Here is a 16,627-nt window from a genome sequence, read left to right as displayed (position 1 = left end):
TGAAGTTATTTATCCAATAGTTGCTGTTTAGGTGGATATCCGGAAAGATCTTCGGAACTGTAATCACGAATTGAAATGCCTATAGCCACACAATGACTATAGTCTAAGAATAATTTAAACAAAGATACGTTCGATGAATTACCTGACACTCAACTTCAATCTGGGTGAAACCAATGACCTGCTGAGAGAGCAGGTCAGACAGTTTTGCGATCATGAAATTGCTCCCCGCGCCCGGGAAATCGACAGCAGCAACCAGTTTCCCATGGACCTCTGGCAAAAGTTCGGAGCTATGGGTTTGCTTGGCATAACGGCAGAAGAAGAACTCGGTGGTTCAGACATGGGTTATCTCGCTCATGTCATCGCCATGGAAGAGATCAGCCGGGCTTCTGCCTCCGTTGCTCTCAGTTATGGGGCACACTCCAATCTGTGTGTAAACCAAATCAAGCGTAACGGCAACAAAGTACAGAAGCAGAAATACCTTCCCAAATTGATCAGCGGCGAGCACATCGGCGCTCTGGCCATGAGCGAACCTAACGCAGGTTCAGATGTTGTCAGCATGAAACTGAAAGCCGAGAAAAAAGGCGACAGATATATTCTGAATGGCAGCAAGATGTGGATCACCAATGGCCCGGATGCACACACCTACGTCATTTATGCCAAAACCGAACCCAAAAAAAGTTCCCGAGGCATTACCGCATTCATCGTTGAACGAGACGCCAAAGGTTTCTCTCGTGCTCAAAAGCTGGACAAATTGGGCATGAGAGGATCGAACACCTGTGAGTTGGTGTTTGTAGATTGCGAAGTGCCTGAAGAAAACGTACTGGGTGCCGTCAATGAAGGGGTATCGGTGCTCATGAGTGGACTGGACTATGAGCGAGTGGTTCTGTCCGGAGGCCCAACCGGCATTATGCAAGCCTGTATGGATGTCGTAATTCCCTACATTCATGACCGTAAACAGTTTGGCAAGTCCATTGGTGAGTTTCAGTTGATCCAGGGCAAAGTGGCTGACATGTACAGCCAGATGAATGCCAGTAAAGCTTACCTTTATGCAGTTGCGGCTGCCTGTGATCGTGGTGAAAGTACCCGAAAAGACGCAGCCGGTGTCATTCTTTATTGTGCTGAACGTGCTACCCAGATGGCACTGGACGCCATTCAGATTTTGGGTGGTAATGGCTACATCAATGAATATCCAACCGGTCGCCTGCTTAGAGATGCCAAGCTCTATGAGATAGGTGCCGGTACATCAGAAATCCGTCGTATGCTGATCGGCAGAGAACTTTTCCAGGAGTCTCGCTAACATCGCCACGCAGCACTGCTCTCTCAGGACAACCATGCTGCCATAACAACAATCATACATTCCGAAACAGCCATAGCCTTGGCATGCAGGATGTGATCTAACCTCTATCGCAACGCTGCAAGGCTATGAGCAAAAAAACGGCTTCATCAGAGGCGATCAATATGCCCGTACTATCTTCAAAAGTGGCACCCGACAGCCCCGAATTCCACAACAACCGCCGACACATGCAGGCTCTGGTGGACCAGATCAATGCTCGTTTTGAAACCATTGCCCAAGGCGGCAGTCAAAAATCGAGAGAAAACCATACTGCCAGAGGAAAGTTGTTAGCCCGGGATCGCATTGCCCATTTGCTTGATCCCAACTCCCCTTTTCTAGAAGTAGGCCGCTTTGCCGCTGCCGACATCTACGATAATGAAGCCCCCTGCGCCGGTGTTGTTGCAGGCGTTGGTTTTGTTGCTGGCATCGAATGTATGATTCTGGCCAACGATGCTACTGTCAAAGGCGGCAGTTACTTCCCGCTTACGGTAAAAAAACACCTGCGCGCCCAGACCATTGCCGAACAAAATCATCTGCCCTGCATCTACCTGGTTGATTCCGGAGGAGCCAACCTTCCCTACCAGGATGAAGTATTTCCGGACAGAGAACACTTTGGTCGAATCTTCTTTAACCAGGCCAACATGTCTGCCAAAGGAATTCCCCAGATTGCCGCAGTTATGGGCTCCTGTACGGCAGGAGGAGCCTATGTGCCGGCTATGGCAGACGAAACCATTATCGTCAGAAATCAGGGCACTATCTTTCTGGCAGGCCCACCTCTGGTCAAAGCCGCCACCGGAGAAGAGGTCACGGCAGAAGAGCTGGGTGGTGCCGGGGTTCATTGTGAACAATCAGGTGTGGCGGATTACATGGCAGAAAATGATGCCCACGCCCTTGAACTTGTCAGAAGTTCCATTGACAGATTGAACAAAAAGAAAACTCATCCCTTCCCATTAGAAAAGCCCATTCCTCCCGTCTATGACCCCGGCGAACTCTATGGCCTGATCCCTTCCGATCTGAAACAGAATTATGACGTTCGTGAAGTCATTGCCCGAATCGTTGATGGTTCCGAATTTGATGAATTCAAGGCCCGCTATGGCACTACTCTGGTCTGCGGCTTTGCCAGAATTCATGGTCACCCGGTCGGCATTCTGGCAAACAACGGAGTTCTCTTCTCAGAGTCGGCCCAGAAGGGGGCTCACTTTATCGAATTATGTTGCCAGCGACGTATACCTTTGCTTTTCCTGCAAAACATCACAGGCTTCATGGTGGGTTCAAACTATGAAGCAGGGGGCATAGCAAAAGACGGCGCCAAGATGGTCAATGCGGTGGCCTGTGCAACCGTTCCAAAACTCACCGTCATCATTGGCGGCAGTTTTGGTGCAGGCAACTACGGTATGTGTGGGCGGGCTTATGACCCGAGATTTCTTTGGATCTGGCCTAATGCCAGAATCTCAGTGATGGGCGGTGAACAGGCAGCAGAAGTTCTGGCCCAGGTTAAAAAAGACAGTCTCGCACGAAAGGGGAAAACCCTTTCTGCCGAAGAAGAAGCCGCCATTAAAACACCGGTCATCGAAACCTATGACCACAAAGGCAATCCGATTTATGCCAGTGCCCGGCTCTGGGACGATGGCATTATTGACCCCGTCAATACCCGTGACGTTCTGGGCCAGAGCCTCTCTGTAGCCATGAATGCGCCCATCGAAGAAACCCGCTTTGGTGTTTTCAGAATGTAAGGCAGGGAGGTAATACCATGAGCAACTCTCTCATTATCGAGACCACCAGCAATGGCGTTGCCAGCATAACCATGAACCGTCCGGAAGTGGGTAATGCTTTTAATGCAGAACTGATCAGCGAACTGATTGCGGCCCTGAAACAGCTGTCGGGTAAAGAGACACGACTGCTGCAACTCAGAGGCTCCGGCAAACATTTTTCTGCCGGAGGTGATCTTAACTGGATGAAGAACGCCATTCACCTCAGTGAACAGGAAAACTACGACGACGCACGTACACTGTCAGAGCTACTCCACACCTTGAATCACTTTCCAGCACCTACCATGGCAGTGGTTCAGGGCGCTGCATTTGGTGGTGCTATTGGACTGATTTGTGCCTGCGATATCGCATTGGGAGCAGAGAATACCCGTTTTAGCCTGAGTGAGGTCAAAATTGGCCTGATCCCGGCCGTCATCAGCGCTTACGTTGTCCAGGCCATAGGTACCCGTCAGGCCCGTCGTTACTTTCTGAGTGCAGAAGTCTTCTCTGGAGAAAAAGCGCTTGAGTTGGGATTGCTGCATGAACGGGTGCCTGAATCAGAACTCGACACCAAAGCAGAAGAGCTAACTCAACAGCTTCTTGGTAATGCTCCTGAAGCGACTCGACTGGCCAAAAACATGCTTCATAAAGTTCATAACAAACCCATTAATGAAGAGTTTGTCGAAATGGCCTGCCAGGAGATAGCCCGCATCAGAGTCTCTCCTGAAGGTCAGGAAGGCCTGGCATCATTCCTTGAAAAACGCATACCGTCATGGAGGCAGCCATGAGCGAGAAGACAGTCATGAGCGAGAAGACAGCCATGAGCTCGAACAACAGTCTACGGAGTGTAAAACATTTCGATAAAATCCTGGTTGCCAACCGGGGTGAAATCGCCTGCAGAGTAATAAATACCGCCAAAAAATTGGGAATTAAGACAGTCGCTGTCTATTCCGATGCAGATTACCGGGCCCTTCATAAAACCCTGGCTGATGAAGCTTATTACATTGGCTCTTCGCCTGCACAGGAAAGCTACCTGTGCACTGAAAAACTGATTGAAGTTGCCCAACAGTCCAGCGCTCAGGCGGTGCACCCCGGCTATGGGTTTCTCTCAGAAAATGCAGACTTTGCTCTGGCCTGTCATAGCGCCGGTATTCACTTCATCGGACCCGGTCACCAAGCCATCAAAGCAATGGGTTCAAAAAGTGAAGCCAAAGCCCTGATGGAAAAGGCCGGTGTCCCTGTGTGTCCCGGTTATCACGGCTGCGATCAGTCTGATGAAACCCTGATCCTCGAGGCAGAACGCATAGGTTACCCTCTGATGGTCAAAGCCGCATTGGGTGGTGGCGGCAAGGGCATGAGAATTATTGAACATTCAGACCAGTTGCAGGAAGGTCTTCAGGCTGCCCGAAGAGAGGCCCTGAAAAGTTTTGGTGATGACCACCTGCTTCTGGAGTCGTATATCACCCGACCTCGCCATGTAGAAGTTCAGATCTTTTTTGATGAGAACAATGAAGGAATATATCTTTTCGACCGTGACTGTTCTTTACAGCGCCGTCACCAGAAAGTCATCGAAGAAGCCCCAGCTCCTAACCTCCCTGACTCCATGCGAAAAAGTATGGGTGAAGCCGCAGTCGCAGCCGGCAGGGCCATAGAGTATCGGGGAGCCGGTACAGTTGAGTTCCTGGTTGACGGTGAACGTTTCTATTTCATGGAAATGAATACACGACTTCAGGTTGAACACCCTGTCACTGAGGCTATTACCGGGCAGGATCTGGTTGAATGGCAACTGGCTATTGCCGCTAGTGCATCCTTGCCTCTGACACAAGATCAGCTGCAATGTCATGGCCATGCCCTTGAGGCTCGAATCTACGCCGAAAGTCCTAATCAAGACTTTTTACCTTCCTCCGGAAAAATCATGGACTTGCAATGGCCCCAGGCTAAGGATCATGTCCGCATCGATACCGGTGTACAACAGGGTGATCATATCTCCAGCCACTATGATCCAATGCTGGCAAAACTGGTGGTCTGGGCTGAAAATCGTGAAGCAGCTATTGATAAAATGTCTCAGGCTTTGTCTGACTATCAACAGGCCGGCTTGAGTGATAACCGGGACTTTCTGCTGCATCTGGTCAATGAATCTGCCTTCAGAAAGGCTGAGTTATCGACACACTTTATTGACCAGTATCCACCTCAGACAGAACTGAATCGTGATCAATTGAGAGTGTCGTTGATTGCAGGATCCTTATACCAATTCCATCAATCTCAATACAAGGGTTCATTGCCGGCTGCTGTGGCACCTTCTCAGATAACTCTGTTTCTGAACCATCAACCCTACGTGATTTCGCTGGAAAAAACGCCCGAAAGGTTCAAAGTGAGTCTACCTGATGGCTATTGTCAGGCTGATATTCACTGGTATGAGGTGGAGTCAGGTTGTTTGTCAGGACAACTGTCGGTTGGCCACAACACGGTGTTTTCTTCAACAAAATGTCGCGTGGTCCCATTGCCCGAAGCCAGGCTAAAGATATTCTTCCCTGACTTCAGCGTTGAGTTGAGCCTTTCAGGACAATGCCTGACCGCACAGGATGGCTCTGAGGCAATGTTGGCGCCAATGAACGGTACCGTCAACTCAGTGATGGTCGAAGCAGGACAGCAGGTCCATGCCGGCACCGCTCTGCTGGTCATGGAAGCCATGAAAATGGAACACACTATTTATGCTCCTTGTGACGGAATGATTGAGTCAGTCTTTTATCAAGCAGGCGACAGGGTGGACGCTGGTTCATCGCTCATGGCGTTCAGGGAGGAAAGTGAACATGCTGCCTGAGTCTGTCCGTATTGTCGAAGTTGGAGCCCGTGACGGACTCCAGAATCTGCCAACACCAACTTCTCCGGAAACACGTGTTCAGCTGGTCAACTTACTGTCTCAATCGGGCCTTCGGCACATCGAAACCGGCAGTTTCGTTTCCACTGAATATGTTCCCCAGATGGCGGACTCGGATAAAGTTTTCCAGACTATCAAACGTCAATGTGACGTTGTTTATACCGCTTTAACCCCCAATCTCAGAGGGATGGAAGATGCTCTGAAAGCAGGAGTAGACGAGGCAGCGGTGTTTGCCTCAGCTTCCGAAGGATTCAGCCAGAAAAATATCAACTGTTCCATTGCCGAAAGTCTTAAACGTTTTGAGCCAGTTTTGGAACTGGCCAGACGGAGTAATATTCCTGTCAGGGGCTATGTTTCCTGCATTATCAGTTGCCCCTATGATGGCGCCATCACGCCTCAGCAAGTAGCCGAAGTGACCAAAGCACTCTATCAAATGGGATGCTACGAAGTCTCCCTTGGCGATACTGTAGGTACAGGAACACCTCTCAGGGTTAAACGAGTATTGGAAGCCTGTGGTCGTGAAGTACCTATGGAGCATCTTGCCGCTCACTACCACAACACTTATGGACAGGCATTAACCAATATATACGCGTCCCTTGAAGAGGGTCTGACAGTGGTGGATTCGGCAGTTGCCGGTCTGGGTGGATGCCCCTACGCGCCGGGAGCCTCTGGCAATGTTGCCACTGAAGATGTGCTCTATTTAATGGCAGGCCTGAACATTAAAACTGGCGTGCAGATGGACAGGCTTCTCGAAGCCTCGACATTCATCTGCCATCAACTGGGTATCCGTTCCTACTCGAACGCCGGGCTGGCACTACAACAAGACAGGATCAAATATGACGCAGCTCTGGGCACCTGACGAGAGCCGGATTCAATCGTCAAATCTTCACGCATTCATTCAGTCAGTCAATGACGTCACTGCTCAGGATCTGACTGATTTCCACTCCCTTTATGACTGGAGTGTCAGCGATCGTTATGCTTTTTGGGATAACGTGGCAAAATTTGTAGACATCCAATTTCACAGTGCCCCTTCTTCTGTCTGCCACCATGATCAAATGCCGGGGGCAAAGTGGTTTCCGGACTCGACTCTCAACTATGCAGAACACATGCTCCGGCATAGCAAAAATGCCGAAAGAACCACAGAAGACGCGCTGATTTTCAGACGGGAAGATGGCCAGCGTATCACCTTGAGTTATGGTGAGTTGGTTAAAGCGGTTGCAGCAGCGCAAGCTGGACTCAAAGTCCTCGGGGTCAGCAAAGGAGACCGAGTGGCGGCCTTTATGCCCAACTGCCCTGAAACCCTGATTATGATGCTGGCGACTACCGCGCTGGGAGCTGTCTGGTCCTCCTGCTCACCAGATTTTGGTATTCAGGGTGTTCTGGATCGTTTTGGGCAAATCACCCCAAAAGTACTACTCAGCATTGATGGCTATTTTTATGGTGGCAAGCCGATTCAATGCCTGGAAAAAGTTCAGTCCATTCAGGCGCAAATCCCTTCTATCGAACAAACCGTCATTGTGCCATTCCTTGGCAGTGATGCCGATATCAGCTCCCTGACTTCATCGAGTTTATACGACGATTTTATTGTTCCAGACCGCAATACACCTGAGTTTGTAGCGGTAGATTTCAACCACCCTCTGTTCATTATGTATTCTTCCGGGACGACAGGAGCACCAAAGTGCATCATACATGGACATGGTGGTACCCTTTTACAGCATCTGAAGGAGTTGTCTTTACACACGGATGTAAAACCCGAAGACACCCTCTTTTATTTTTCTACCTGCGGCTGGATGATGTGGAACTGGCTGGCTTCTTCTCTTGCGCTGGGAGCCACTGTCGTTCTTTATGATGGTTCCCCCTTTCATCCTGAACCACGAAGCCTTATGGATATCGCTGAAGAAGAAGGGATCACTGTTTTCGGGACCAGTGCAAAATACATTGCAGCACTGGAAAAGGCCGGGGTTAAACCTGTTGAATCTCACTCCCTGCCAAAACTGAAAACCATTCTGTCTACTGGCTCTCCTTTGCTTCACGAGAGTTTTGATTATGTATACCGGGACATCAAAAAAGACCTTTGTCTATCCTCTATTTCCGGTGGTACCGATATTATTTCCTGCTTTGCTCTGGGCTGCCCTGCCTTGCCGGTCATTAGAGGGGAGCTTCAGTGCCGAGGGCTGGGAATGGACGTTCAATTCGTCAACCCTGAAGGCAAACCCCTGTTGAAAGAAAAAGGCGAGCTGACCTGTCAGTCCAGTTTCCCCTCAATGCCTATTGGATTCTGGAATGACCCTGAGAACAAAAAGTATCACAAAGCCTATTTCAACCAGTTCCCGGGGGTCTGGGCCCATGGAGACTTTGGTGAACTGACAGTCAATAAAGGGGTGATTATTCATGGCAGGGCAGATGCTGTCCTGAATCCGGGTGGCGTGAGAATTGGTACTGCGGAAATTTACCGACAGGTTGAAAAGGTCGAAGAGGTACTCGAAAGTGTTGCCATTGGTCAGGAGTGGGAAGGCGATGTCAGGGTCATTTTGTTTGTTAAGTTACGAGATGGCATCATCCTGGATGACGCACTCATCAGCGAAATAAAAAAGACCATTCGGGCCAATACAACGCCTCGCCACGTACCTGCGGTTGTTCTCCAAACACCTGATATTCCGAGAACCATCAGCGGCAAGATCGTTGAGCTGGCCGTCAGGGATGTTGTCCATGATAAACCGATTGCCAATACCGATGCCTTGGCAAACCCGGAAGCTTTAGACTATTTTCGAAAACGACCAGAACTTCAGGATTAAAAACAAAGGCTTCAGAAACTGCCCCTCCGAGACGGCAAATTTTCAGTGTACTTCGGAAGCTACCTGTTCAACGGGAACTCCCACCACAAACTGATACAGGTTCTCATAGGATTCCCAGGTATGGGATCCGAACAGAGGATCTGGAGTCACTTTCAGAGCCTCGTTCACCTGCTTGAAGTCTTCTTCTGTCAGAATGGCTTTCATAGCGGGGATCAAAACCCTGTTTTCTTTCTTTATGTGTGCCCTCTGCAACTCAACGTATTTTTGATAATCCGCCAACAGCTGATTGACCGGGATAACCTGATCCATACTCAAGGCACTGAAACGCTCTATCAGACTGGTGGTGAACTGACGTATTTCTTTATGCTCAGCCTCTACTTCTGCCATAACAGCGCGCTGGCTGGCATCAGTCAGTCTTGGACGGAGACGGGATAGCAATCGGGATTCCAGTGGGTGATGGAAGCTGTCCGGGTAATTATGGAGGTAGTCCAGAGCATCAAGAATCAGCCAGAGTCTGGGAGTATGCTCACTTTCATCCTTGTATCCGGATACCTCATGATCCAGACAATCGAGCAGGCGCAAAAGGTGCTCATGATCCTTCACAAGTCTATTGATCAGCAACGACATAGCACTCTTCCTATCTTGTTCTTGTTATTTTGAAATGCCAGAAAACTTAACAGACCCTCAAAGCATTCAGGCATTTCCGCCCGGGGCATCAGAATAGAAACCCCCTTATTGAGTCATGAAAATAAAAACACTCTCATATTGTGAAAGCTGGATCTATTCTATTTACAGAATGTTTCCAAAAGGTTTCTCCATGCCTCATTTTGCTATTTTTCAAGTCAGCCTACTCAACAACAATTTGAGTAGATTCCCAGAATAACTGCATTCAGCCGGAATCCAAAAGCCCTTATGTGATAGATATTGATTCAGATCAAGATTTTTGGTTCTGCTTTCTATGCAGGACAACTTTGCCATTGTCGAAACCTGTCAGTAGCCGTTGAAAGGAGGTTGAACATTAATTCATGGTGCTCAGCTCTTCATGCGGAGACTTAATTCCCGTAACCTTGAAAAGAGACGGTTTCAATCTAAACAATAAAAGTAATGAACTGTAAGGAGCCATGACATGAGTGCTCAAATCAACCATTTCATCGCCGGTTTGCCCTCGGCCCCCAGCGTGCGCCAGTTACCCATTTTTAACCCTGCTACCGGAAAGCAGGAAGCTTCAGTCTCTCTGGCCAGTCCCATTGAGGTCGAGGTGGCCATAGCCACTGCCAAACAGGCTTTTGAAGAATGGCGAAATGTCACCCCACTGAAACGTGCAAGACTCCTGTTCAAATTCAAGGAGCTGGTTGAAAAACACCGTAACGAGCTGGCTGAAATGCTGACCAGAGAACATGGAAAGGTTCTGGAAGATGCTCTCGGTGATATTACCCGTGGATTGGAGGTCGTTGAGTTCGCCTGTGGTATCCCTCACTTGCTGAAAGGGGAATACACAGAAAATGTCGGAACGGATGTGGATGCGTGGTCCGTCAGTCAGCCACTGGGCGTGGTGGCAGGAATCACACCTTTTAACTTCCCGGCTATGGTACCCATGTGGATGTTCCCCCTGGCCATTGCCTGTGGTAACACTTTTATTCTCAAACCTTCAGAAAAAGACCCTTCTGTTCCTTTCCGTCTGGCCGAGTTGATGAAAGAAGCCGGTCTTCCTGACGGCGTTCTGAATGTGCTCAACGGTGACAAGGAAGCAGTGGATACGATCCTCGCCTCCGAAGATATTCAGGCTGTCAGCTTTGTTGGCTCTACACCTGTTGCTGAGTATATCTATCAGAAGGGCTGCCACCACGGAAAGCGGGTTCAGGCCCTGGGTGGAGCCAAAAACCACATGGTTATCATGCCAGATGCTGATCTTGATCAGACCGTTGACGCACTGGTAGGAGCTGCCTATGGTTCTGCGGGTGAACGCTGTATGGCTATTTCTGTTGCAGTTGCTGTGGGTGATGTGGCAGACGCACTAATTGAACGTCTGGCTCCCAGAGTGAAAGCCCTGAAACTGGGTAATGGTCTGGAACCTGGTATTGAACTGGGCCCCCTCATCAGCCAGGAGCACCTCAATAAGGTATCAGGTTATGTTGATGCCGGTATCGCCCAGGGTGCCAAACTGGTCGTAGACGGCAGAAATTATTCTGTTGAAGGCCACGAAGAGGGTTACTTTCTAGGCGGTTGCCTGTTTGACAATGTCACCACCGATATGTCCATTTACCGGGATGAGATATTCGGACCGGTGCTATCAGTAGTCCGTGTGCCTGATTACGAGACAGCTGTCACCCTGATCAATGACCACGAATACGGCAATGGTACATCTATCTTTACTCGTGATGGTGACAGCGCCCGACAGTTTGCCCATGACATCCAGATCGGCATGGTCGGTATTAATGTGCCAATCCCTGTCCCCATGTCATTCCACAGTTTTGGCGGCTGGAAGCGCTCCCTGTATGGTCCATTGCATATGCACGGCATGGAAGGTGTGAAGTTTTATACACGTCGCAAAGCTATTACTTCCCGTTGGCCAACCGGAATCAGAGCTGGCGCAGAATTTGTCATTCCTACCATGAAATGAATATTAGAAGCTGGCACGCTGTGGAATCAGCTGTCTCAGAGACAACACTGACCGCTCGTGCCGATGGTCATCAAGACCTTCTTGAAAACATGGCAATATGGGGAATACCATCTTCCACATAGATACCACCTTCAGCTCTGAAGCCGAAGGCACCGTAAAATGCTTGAAGGTGAGCTTGACCACTAAGATAAAGATCATATTCAGGAAAGAGTTCGTTGGCTTTTTCTAAGGCTCGTTTCATCATTTCTTTTCCCAAACCTCTGCCACGGTATGAGGAAGTAGTAATAACACGACCAATAGTGACAACGGAGTCGGGAGAGGACGGAGGTATAATCCTCAGATAGGCCACAAGATCATTTCGATCCGCCCCCCAGCCTGATAAGTGCAGAGATCTCTGATCAAGACCATCAGCATCGGGATAGGGGCAATCCTGCTCAACAATAAAGACAGCCTGTCTGGCTTCCAAAATACTGTATACTTCCTGCCCGGTTAGCTCTTCAAACCTGGACCACTGCCAATTAATCAAATCCGAATCCCACCCAAAATCAATCAATTTGTGTGTGTGAATCTCTTTTCGCTATTAAAAATAAAAACTCTGGCAGCCAAAAGCAAACCAGAGTATTCGGTTCAGACCATCTTTACATCAGATTTCAGAGAGCATTTCAGAAGCCGGTCTGTAGGTCAGGTTTTGTACCTGAGCAACGCTCTCACAAGTCACCACGCCTTTGCAGATATTCAAACCTTCCAGCAGGTGTGGGTTTTCCTCCAGAGCTATACGAGTACCCTTATTGGCAATGTTTACGACATAAGGCAGCGTCGCATTGGTAAGTGCCACCGTTGATGTTCTTGCTACGGCGCCCGGCATGTTAGCTACACAGTAATGAACAACACCGTCCACGATGAAGGTAGGGTCATCATGGGTGGTCGGTCTTGACGTTTCAACACAACCACCCTGATCAATGGCAACGTCAACAATCACAGAACCACACTTCATTCTGCTAATGAGATCTTTGGTCACCAGCTTGGGAGCAGCAGCACCTGGCAGCAGGACACCACCTACCAGTAGATCAGCGGTCAGTGCATGCTCTTCAATAGAGTGATGAGTAGAGAACACGGTTTTTATACGGTTGCCATAACGCGCATCAAGCTGTCTAAGCGCGTCTACAGAACGATCCAGAACAACAACATCTGCGCCCATGCCAACAGCCATAGCTGCAGCATTTTGACCAACAACACCGCCACCAATGATGACGACCTTTGCGGGATCTACGCCAGGAACACCACCCATAAGAACACCACGACCTGACTGGGACTTCTCGAGACAGTGGGCACCGGCTTGAATAGACATACGACCTGCGACTTCTGACATGGGAGCCAGCAAGGGCAGACGACCATTAACATCCGTTACGGTTTCATAAGCGATGCAAGTGGCTCCGGATTCAATCAGATCTTGAGTCTGAGCAACGTCCGGAGCCAGATGGAGGTAAGTAAAGAGGGTATGGTGTGGACGCAGCCTCGCTCTTTCAACAGCCTGAGGCTCCTTGACCTTAACAATCAGCTCAGCCTGTTCGAACACTGACTCGCCGCTGCAAACAATAGTAGCTCCGGCACTTTTATAACAATCATCGGTGAAACCAATACCTGCTCCGGCATTCATTTCAACAACAACTTCATGCCCTTGCGCCACGAGTTCCTTAACTGCAGCAGGTGTTAACCCGACTCGATACTCATGATTCTTTATTTCTTTTGGCACGCCTACCAGCATATATTCCCCCAGCTGAGCTTTGTCTGGCACATATATCCCAGTATACGGCTCCTTTATCAGTCAAATATTTTGATTTTATACTTGATCCAGAAAATTAAACCAAAAAAAAACAATGCTACAAATAAAATCACCAAAACCCGGAAATTTACAAACAATCAACTGCCCCTCTCCAAGCGACGAGGAAAAGGAGACTCTCAGAGATTTAGTGATAAGAAACAATAAGGAGGCTGTAAAGCTCTGTAAAGGCAGGAAAAAGAATGTCTCAAGTCAAAAAAACGAAACATGCTGGTGCTATTCTAACTTGGAATTCCGTTGAGACTTGGATTTCAACAGGATCCGGAATGGGTTATCTGAGTAGTGGAGAATCACTATGTGGAGCCAATAACTGGAGGCTGATGTGCCCGATACCATTTTCATGCTTGAATACCTCAACCGGGTTGGTGTAGACATCAGGCAGTTTGCTGATAAGAAAGCCCTGACAGCAGAATACTTTCGAAGAATTTACAGAGTCGATGCCAGAGAGAAACTCATTGATCGGGATGGAAAGCCCATTGGTAAGGCCAGCAATCCAAGACATCTGCACTGATTTGCAATTGAAGACTCAAAAAAACTCTGCAGCTTCTGGCAACTTGTAAAAGAAGCGCACAAGACATAGCTTTTCTTCCTTTCCTGACTATAAAATGCGCTCATGAACACTATCATCTGGATCCTACTTGGGGCGGCTTTTGTCTGGTACTGGGCTGACACAACAAAAGCAAGAGAAATCGCTATCGTCCATGGCAGGCGCGCCTGCAAGGAAATGAACTTGCAGTTTCTTGATGGTACTGTAGTTCGTTATTCAACTCGCTTCAAACGAGGCCAAAACGGTCAGGTGCACCTTGCCAGAGATTTCAATTTTGAATTTACCTCTAACGGCATTCAACGCTACCCGGGGCATATCCGCTTGCTTGGCAGATACTTGCAGGTAATGGATTTGCAGTACACCTGCCCTGAAGAACAGCAAACTTCGAACCTGATCATGTTTGCAGAGTATTCAGAAGACACTCTGCCCGGGGATAACAACCCGTCTAATACGGTCGATCTGACAAACTGCCGAGGCAGCATTGACACCCCAACATTCAGATCCCGTGAAAACGATTAACGAACTCAAGGCAATTTCGGTCCTGTGATAGAATTTGCCCACTCCTTTGAACTGAGGTTGAAATAAATGGCCTACGCCAAAGATCTTAAGAAAGGTCAGATTGTTCAGATTGAAAATCAGTACTACATAGTCCGACAGAATGAAACCAAGAGTCCATCCGCTCGCGGTGCCTCAACCCTCTACAAGTTTCGTTTCAGTTCCGTTCCCGGTGGCCAGAAGCTGGAGATGACCTGCACGGGCGACGACCCGTTTGCTGATGTTGATTTACTCCGCCGAATGGTTTCCTTTCTGTATCGTGAAGGTGATGAGTTTACCTTCATGGATAGTGAGGACTACAGCCAATATCTCGTTAACTCAGGGACCATTGCAGAACAGCTTCCCTATATGTCTGATGGTATGGAAGGACTGACCGCTCTTCTGGTGGATGGTCAGTTACTGGCTATTGAGCTGCCTTCATCCATCGCTCTTGAAATCATTGAAACATCTCCTGCTATTAAAGGTGCTTCCGCAGCAGCTCGTACCAAAACAGCACGACTGAGTACTGGCCTTGAAGTTCAGGTTCCGGAATACCTGAGCACTGGAGAAATTATCAAGATTAATACGGAAACAGGCAAATTCATGTCCAGAGCATAGAGCCTGATCATCCCTTCTGGTTCACTGCCTGCCAGTGCACTGGTAACAGCCTTCAACAACAAACCCCATACACACACCATTGTCATTTATGATCAAGAGCCCGCAACGGGCTCAAGATGACCAACCTACAGCCGATAGAGCCAGATAAATGGAAACAAAGACAGCTTATTAGTGGCCCCAATAAACAAGGAATGGATTACGAAGTGATTTTCTTTTTTACACCGTTCATCATGGCCATTCTGAAGCGATTATTTCACAGTATAATAATGACAGAACATAAATATATTATGTCGCTATATTAAACAGGAAATACAAGGCACCTTAGCCTGAGCATGCTTAACTTACTTTACAAGGGTCTTTCTCTTGCCAGCATGGTGTATAGACTGGCAGTATAATTTCGATGGAAGTGTTTTCGGCGCTTACTAAGGATTAGCACCATGGATGGAAGCAAGTCTTTAAACAGCTGTAATGCATGTTGCAAGTGGGGGTCATGCCTGGTGATGACTCTATTCCCAGTTTTGGCAATGTCGGACTCAGAAGCTCATTACCTTTCTGAAGTTTCTCATTACAGTACAGCTTACTCGCATGATGTTTCAATGATTGACCCTTTCTCTACCAGAACCATCAACCGCTCAAAAAGCGTCAATAGAATGCCTGAGTTGTCTATTCGGGAAAAGTCCGGAATCAATCAGAAAGAAGTCAGTGCTTTTGTGTACAAGGCCGCTTCCGATCCCAAAAAGCTGGCTGAACAGGCTGCTGCCAGTGCTGCATTTCTGGGGCTCGAATACATTGGTGTTGCCAGACCCATCAAGGAAGGTATGGAATTCATCAAGGAAAAAACCGAGTTCGAATTTGGAGACTGTGGCAAGGTTCGATTCAGCAGCAATGTCAAAGCAGAAACTTGTATGTTTGATAATTCCATGATTGAACTTAATTCCGATTATGATCTGGATTCCTTCACCGTTAATTTCAAGTGGCAGCTCTGATAACGGACTACAATGCATAGCTACAGCACTTTATGACTCCAGAATTCCTTCTCAGCAGTGCCTTCCAGGGGGAATACCGCTAGAATCCCTGTCCAGATATTCTGGCCTGAGATTTCACTTTGAACACACATAGACAATACGCTCAGTTCCTGCGTCAGCTTGATAAACTTCCAGCCTGGAAGCTCATAACGCTAACAACCGCCGTCTGTGAAAGAAGCTGGCCCAATTTTGCCCTGTTTGCTGAACTCACAGAGTTTGGTCACCCTGAGGACGTTCGACACTGTCTGAATATGCTCTGGGATAACGTCGCAGGCTACCAGTCAGCCAAAAACTTTGAGCGTCTGCTGGAGAAACTTGAACCGAATGTACCTGATCTTGATAAGTGGGAGATGTTTGGCACCATTCCAGCCTACGACAGTGTTATCAGTACGATTTGTGCGGTTAACTGTGCTATGGAGCCTGATGCTGCAGAGACAGCCAGTGCCCTGACACTCTCACTGAGCACCATTGGTAAATTCATAAAGTATACAGAAGCTGAAGAGCTTAAAGGGATTGAGCTCCAACAGTATGTTGAACAGCATGAGCTATATCAGCAACAGATAGCGTTTATTGAAGAAGTGCTGGATCAAACCAGCAAAAGCAAACAAAGCCCGGACGTTATGAAACAGATCAGGGCTTTGGCCAGAAATGAAGGAATCAGTCACATTGGTATCAGCCTTGAGTGATCC

At 48.3% G+C, this 16,627-nt stretch carries 15 protein-coding genes; 12 read left to right on the top strand and 3 right to left on the bottom strand.

Annotation, left to right across the window (positions count from 1 at the left end; translation table 11 throughout):
- Positions 1-133 precede the first annotated feature (133 nt).
- From KBW69_RS04995 to KBW69_RS04970, 6 genes are all read left to right on the top strand, one after another.
- Positions 134-1,297 (top strand): isovaleryl-CoA dehydrogenase, encoded by a 1,164-nt coding sequence (locus KBW69_RS04995; protein ID WP_257280146.1) that lies wholly within the window; start codon positions 134-136, stop codon positions 1,295-1,297.
- A gap of 161 nt (positions 1,298-1,458) precedes the next feature.
- Positions 1,459-3,066 (top strand): carboxyl transferase domain-containing protein, encoded by a 1,608-nt coding sequence (locus KBW69_RS04990; RefSeq protein ID WP_257280145.1) that lies wholly within the window; start codon positions 1,459-1,461, stop codon positions 3,064-3,066.
- 17 nt (positions 3,067-3,083) lie between these two features.
- Positions 3,084-3,869 (top strand): enoyl-CoA hydratase-related protein, encoded by a 786-nt coding sequence (locus KBW69_RS04985; protein WP_257280144.1) that lies wholly within the window; start codon positions 3,084-3,086, stop codon positions 3,867-3,869.
- Positions 3,866-5,902: a biotin carboxylase N-terminal domain-containing protein gene (locus tag KBW69_RS04980; protein WP_257280143.1), complete on the top strand. Its 2,037-nt coding sequence runs from the start codon at positions 3,866-3,868 to the stop codon at positions 5,900-5,902. The genes KBW69_RS04985 and KBW69_RS04980 overlap by 4 nt, the downstream gene beginning before the upstream one ends.
- Positions 5,892-6,818: a hydroxymethylglutaryl-CoA lyase gene (locus KBW69_RS04975; protein WP_257280142.1), complete on the top strand. Its 927-nt coding sequence runs from the start codon at positions 5,892-5,894 to the stop codon at positions 6,816-6,818. Before KBW69_RS04980 ends, KBW69_RS04975 begins: the two co-directional genes overlap by 11 nt.
- Positions 6,796-8,754 carry an acetoacetate--CoA ligase gene (locus tag KBW69_RS04970; protein WP_257280141.1) on the top strand — a complete coding sequence of 653 codons (1,959 nt, stop codon included), beginning with the start codon at positions 6,796-6,798 and terminating at the stop codon, positions 8,752-8,754. The genes KBW69_RS04975 and KBW69_RS04970 overlap by 23 nt, the downstream gene beginning before the upstream one ends.
- Positions 8,755-8,796: 42 nt before the next feature.
- Here KBW69_RS04970 and KBW69_RS04965 read toward each other — a convergent pair whose 3' ends face one another.
- Positions 8,797-9,381, bottom strand: a complete 585-nt coding sequence (locus KBW69_RS04965) for a hemerythrin domain-containing protein (RefSeq protein WP_257274924.1) — start codon at positions 9,379-9,381, stop codon at positions 8,797-8,799.
- Positions 9,382-9,880: 499 nt separating this feature from the next.
- On the opposite strand from KBW69_RS04965, the gene KBW69_RS04960 reads away from it, so the two are divergent.
- Positions 9,881-11,374 (top strand): CoA-acylating methylmalonate-semialdehyde dehydrogenase, encoded by a 1,494-nt coding sequence (locus KBW69_RS04960; protein WP_257280140.1) that lies wholly within the window; start codon positions 9,881-9,883, stop codon positions 11,372-11,374.
- A gap of 70 nt (positions 11,375-11,444) precedes the next feature.
- Here the strand turns inward: KBW69_RS04960 and KBW69_RS04955 are convergent, their stop codons facing one another.
- Positions 11,445-11,900, bottom strand: coding sequence for a GNAT family N-acetyltransferase (locus tag KBW69_RS04955; protein ID WP_257274926.1), 456 nt, complete (start codon positions 11,898-11,900; stop codon positions 11,445-11,447).
- A gap of 117 nt (positions 11,901-12,017) precedes the next feature.
- The gene (ald, locus tag KBW69_RS04950) at positions 12,018-13,139 is read right to left on the bottom strand and encodes an alanine dehydrogenase (RefSeq protein WP_257280165.1); all 1,122 of its coding nucleotides are present in this window, start codon (positions 13,137-13,139) and stop codon (positions 12,018-12,020) included.
- A gap of 397 nt (positions 13,140-13,536) precedes the next feature.
- On the opposite strand from ald, the gene KBW69_RS04945 reads away from it, so the two are divergent.
- The 5 genes from KBW69_RS04945 (at position 13,537) to KBW69_RS04925 (ending at position 16,624) form a co-directional block, all read left to right on the top strand.
- Positions 13,537-13,725 carry a hypothetical protein gene (locus KBW69_RS04945; protein ID WP_257274405.1) on the top strand — a complete coding sequence of 63 codons (189 nt, stop codon included), beginning with the start codon at positions 13,537-13,539 and terminating at the stop codon, positions 13,723-13,725.
- A 102-nt stretch (positions 13,726-13,827) separates the two neighbouring features.
- Positions 13,828-14,280, top strand: coding sequence for a DUF3301 domain-containing protein (locus KBW69_RS04940; RefSeq protein ID WP_257280139.1), 453 nt, complete (start codon positions 13,828-13,830; stop codon positions 14,278-14,280).
- A 66-nt stretch (positions 14,281-14,346) separates the two neighbouring features.
- Complete coding sequence (yeiP, locus tag KBW69_RS04935; protein WP_257274402.1) at positions 14,347-14,913, top strand: elongation factor P-like protein YeiP; 567 nt, start codon at positions 14,347-14,349, stop codon at positions 14,911-14,913.
- Between the two features lie 524 nt (positions 14,914-15,437).
- The gene (locus KBW69_RS04930; protein WP_257274401.1) at positions 15,438-15,899 is read left to right on the top strand and encodes a hypothetical protein; all 462 of its coding nucleotides are present in this window, start codon (positions 15,438-15,440) and stop codon (positions 15,897-15,899) included.
- 119 nt (positions 15,900-16,018) lie between these two features.
- Positions 16,019-16,624: a YjaG family protein gene (locus KBW69_RS04925; protein WP_257274400.1), complete on the top strand. Its 606-nt coding sequence runs from the start codon at positions 16,019-16,021 to the stop codon at positions 16,622-16,624.
- Positions 16,625-16,627 lie beyond the last annotated feature (3 nt).

Origin of the sequence: Endozoicomonas sp. ISHI1, assembly GCF_024606225.1 — a bacterium.
Classification (GTDB): domain Bacteria; phylum Pseudomonadota; class Gammaproteobacteria; order Pseudomonadales; family Endozoicomonadaceae; genus Endozoicomonas_A.
Note: the sequence above shows the minus strand (reverse complement) of the source record. Positions and strands in the feature narration are given on the sequence as shown.